General features: G+C 36.7%; 1 protein-coding gene. It reads left to right on the plus strand.

Translation table 11 applies throughout. The annotated features are described in order from the left end of the window. Positions 1-511: 511 nt before the first annotated feature. The coding region (locus CK510_RS28115; protein WP_143289476.1) for an ATP-binding protein at positions 512-3,494 on the plus strand (2,983 nt) is incomplete at its 3' end.

Below are 3,494 nucleotides of genomic sequence, written 5' to 3' on the forward strand. Positions count from 1 at the left end.
AAAATCTTCTTTCTCATATACTTACCAACACTATCACGCGAAGGGTGGGGAGACCCCACCCCTACAATTGTGGAGAAAATAAAATATCCCAATTATATAATTATCAATCGTATCATTCGTAGGGGCTGGGTATCCCCGCCCCTTATATATCGGGACAATTTATTTCTTGGTGTTCCCTTATTTGCTGAAAATATAAGGTGATTTGGGGTTTTCCTGTTGGGGGAGAAATCGGGTTTCTCGGTAAGTCATACTAATTTGAGTTTTTCGTGGGGGAGAAACCCGATTGCTGGGATTGAAACTATCAACTAGCTTGATTTTAGCTTTACCTTTTCATACCTCCCCTTACTAAGGGGAGGTGCCACAGGCGGTGGGGTTATTTTATTAAATTAGTATTAGGGATATTGAGATTATTGTCTAAATTTCTCTATATTTCTGTCGAGTACCTAAATATTGATGCTTGGATTGGGAATAATACTTCTAGGTGCAATACTAATCAGTGGGAGTAGACAAAATGAAGCTAGTTGGTTATCAGTTGCTTGAACAAATTTATTCTGGCTCAAAAACACTTGTATATCGGGGAATTCAAGAGAAAAGTGACAAAGCTGTAGTCATCAAATTGTTGCAAAGTGAATATCCTACTTTCCAAGAACTACTTCTATTCCGCAACCAGTATACCATTGCCAAAAATCTCGATTTTCCTGGTGTCATTAAAACCTATAGCTTGGAACCTTACGGAAATAGCTATGCATTAGTGATGGAAGATTTTGGGGGAATTTCGTTACAAGAGTTTACCCAGGGAGAAAGAATTAATTCCCTAAGGGATTTTTTCCCGATCGCATTACAAATTGTCGCAACTCTAGAGGAATTATATCGCGATCGCGTCATCCACAAAGATATTAAACCTGCGAATATTCTCATTAACCCGACAACAAAGCAAATAAAGCTGATTGACTTTAGTATTGCTTCTTTGCTACCCAGGGAAACCCAAGCACCTAAATCATTGAATGTATTGGAAGGAACCCTAGCTTATATTTCACCTGAACAAACCGGAAGGATGAACCGATTGGTGGATTGGCGTAGTGATTTTTACAGTTTGGGTGTAACATTATTTGAATTACTTACTGGACAGTTACCATTTACAAGTAACGACCCGATGGAGTTGGTATACTGCCATTTAGCAAAGCAACCTTCTTTAGTTAGCAGTCTGAATCCAGCGATTCCTGAAGTTCTTGCGAATATCGTTGCCAAACTGATGGCAAAAAATGCTGAAGAGCGCTATCAGAGTGCTTTAGGGTTGAAGTATGACCTTGAAAAAGCTTGGCATAATTATCAGGAAACTGGAGAAATTGTCAAATTTGATTTAGGACAAAAAGACAGTTGTGATCGCTTTGCCATACCTGAAAAACTCTATGGTCGCGAAACTGAAGTAAAATCACTTTTATCGGCTTTTGAACGCATTGCCAACCCCAGTAAAGAGGCAAATAAAGGGGTGGAAATGATGTTAGTCGCTGGTTTTTCTGGTATTGGGAAAACAGCAGTAGTCAACGAAGTCCATAAACCCATAGTGCGACAACGGGGCTACTTTATCAAAGGTAAATACGACCAATTCCAACGTAATATTCCTTTCTCGGCATTTTTAGAAGCATTCCGTGACTTAATCGAGCAACTACTCAGTGAAAGTGCAACCCAACTCGAAAAATGGAAAACCAAGATTTTGGCAGCATTGGGGGAACAGGGTAGGGTAATTACTGAGGTAATACCAGAACTGGAAAAAATTGTTGGGGTACAACCAGCAGTTGCAGAAATTGGGGGTAGTGCAGCAACAAATCGCTTCAATTTGCTATTCCAGAAATTTATTCAAGTTTTCACAGATAAAGAACATCCTTTAGTTATTTTTATCGACGATTTACAATGGGCAGATTCAGCATCATTGAATCTGATGCAAACGTTAGTTTGTGAAAAAGAAACCCAACATTTACTACTAATTGGAGCTTATCGAGATAATGAAGTCTCAGCAGTGCATCCATTAATGATGGCATTGGATGCAATTTCTAAAGAGAATGTCGAAGTTAATACAATTACACTTCAACCTTTATCCGAAAATAACCTAACGAATTTAGTTGCTGATACCCTGAACTGTATCCCAGAAATTGCTCAACCACTCACAAAACTGATTTACCGGAAAACACAGGGAAATCCGTTCTTTAGCAATCAATTTCTCAAATCATTATACCAAGAAGAACTAATTTACTATAATTTTGATGAAGGATATTGGCAGTGTCATTTATCTCAAATTCAAGAATTATCCCTTTCCGATAACGTCGTCGAATTTCTGGCAATTCAGCTTAAAAAGTTACCACAAGTAACTCAAGAAACCCTCAAATTAGCGGCTTGTATTGGTAATCAGTTTGATTTAGCAGTGCTTGCGATCGTTAATAATAAGTCACAAGAAGAAACCGCAACTGACTTATGGAAGGCACTACAAGAAGGATTGATTATTCCTACTAACGAAGTTTATAAGTTTTTTAAAGTAGACTCCGATGATTTCTTGTCAGCAACAGAGCAAGAGAACATCGATAAAATAGTAATTAATCATAACCAGATACCAACTTATAAATTTCTTCATGACCGTGTACAACAAGCAGCATATTCTTTAATACCAGAAGCAGAAAAGAAAGCTACCCATTTCAATATTGGTAAACTGCTATTAAGTAATACCCCAGAAGCAGAAAGAGAAGACAAAATATTCAATATTGTTAACCAGTTAAATTATGGTGTAGAACTAATTATAAATCCAGGAGAATTAAATGAGCTTGCAGAATTAAATTTAATTGCTGGACGAAAAGCAAAAAGTTCTACAGCTTACACAGCAGCGATTAAATATCTGAATTTAGGATTAGAAATAATCACAGCAGATAGCTGGCAAAATCAATATGCTTTCTGTTTAGTACTACATGAAGAAGCATGTGAAGCAGCTTATCTCAGTGGTGACTTTGAAAAAATGGAGGAATTAGCAGCAATAGTTATTAATTCAGCTAAAAGTCTTTTAGATAAAGTCAGAGTATATGAAATAAAAATTCAAGCTGATATTGTACAAAATAGACTTACAGAAGCCTTTAAGATAGCTTTTGACATTCTCAAGCTCCTAAATATTGAATTTCCAACATCTCCATCACCAGAAGATATTCAACAAGCATTCCAGACAACATCAGAAAAATTAAATGGTCGAGAAATAGCGGATTTGATTAATCTGCCAGAAATGACCAACCCGAAGATTTTAGCAGCAAAGCGTATTTTATTGAGTATGTATGCTGCTGCTTATCTTGCTTGCACTGAATTTGTACCTTTAATTAGCTCGAAGATAATTCAATTATCACTTCAATATGGCAATACATCCATATCAGCATTTGGCTATTGTAGTTATGGACTTCTTTTATGTAGTGTCATTGGTGATATTGATGCTGGTTATCAATTTGGACAATTATCTTTAAAGA

Source organism: Brunnivagina elsteri CCALA 953, from assembly GCF_002289455.1.
Taxonomy (GTDB): domain Bacteria; phylum Cyanobacteriota; class Cyanobacteriia; order Cyanobacteriales; family Nostocaceae; genus Brunnivagina; species Brunnivagina elsteri.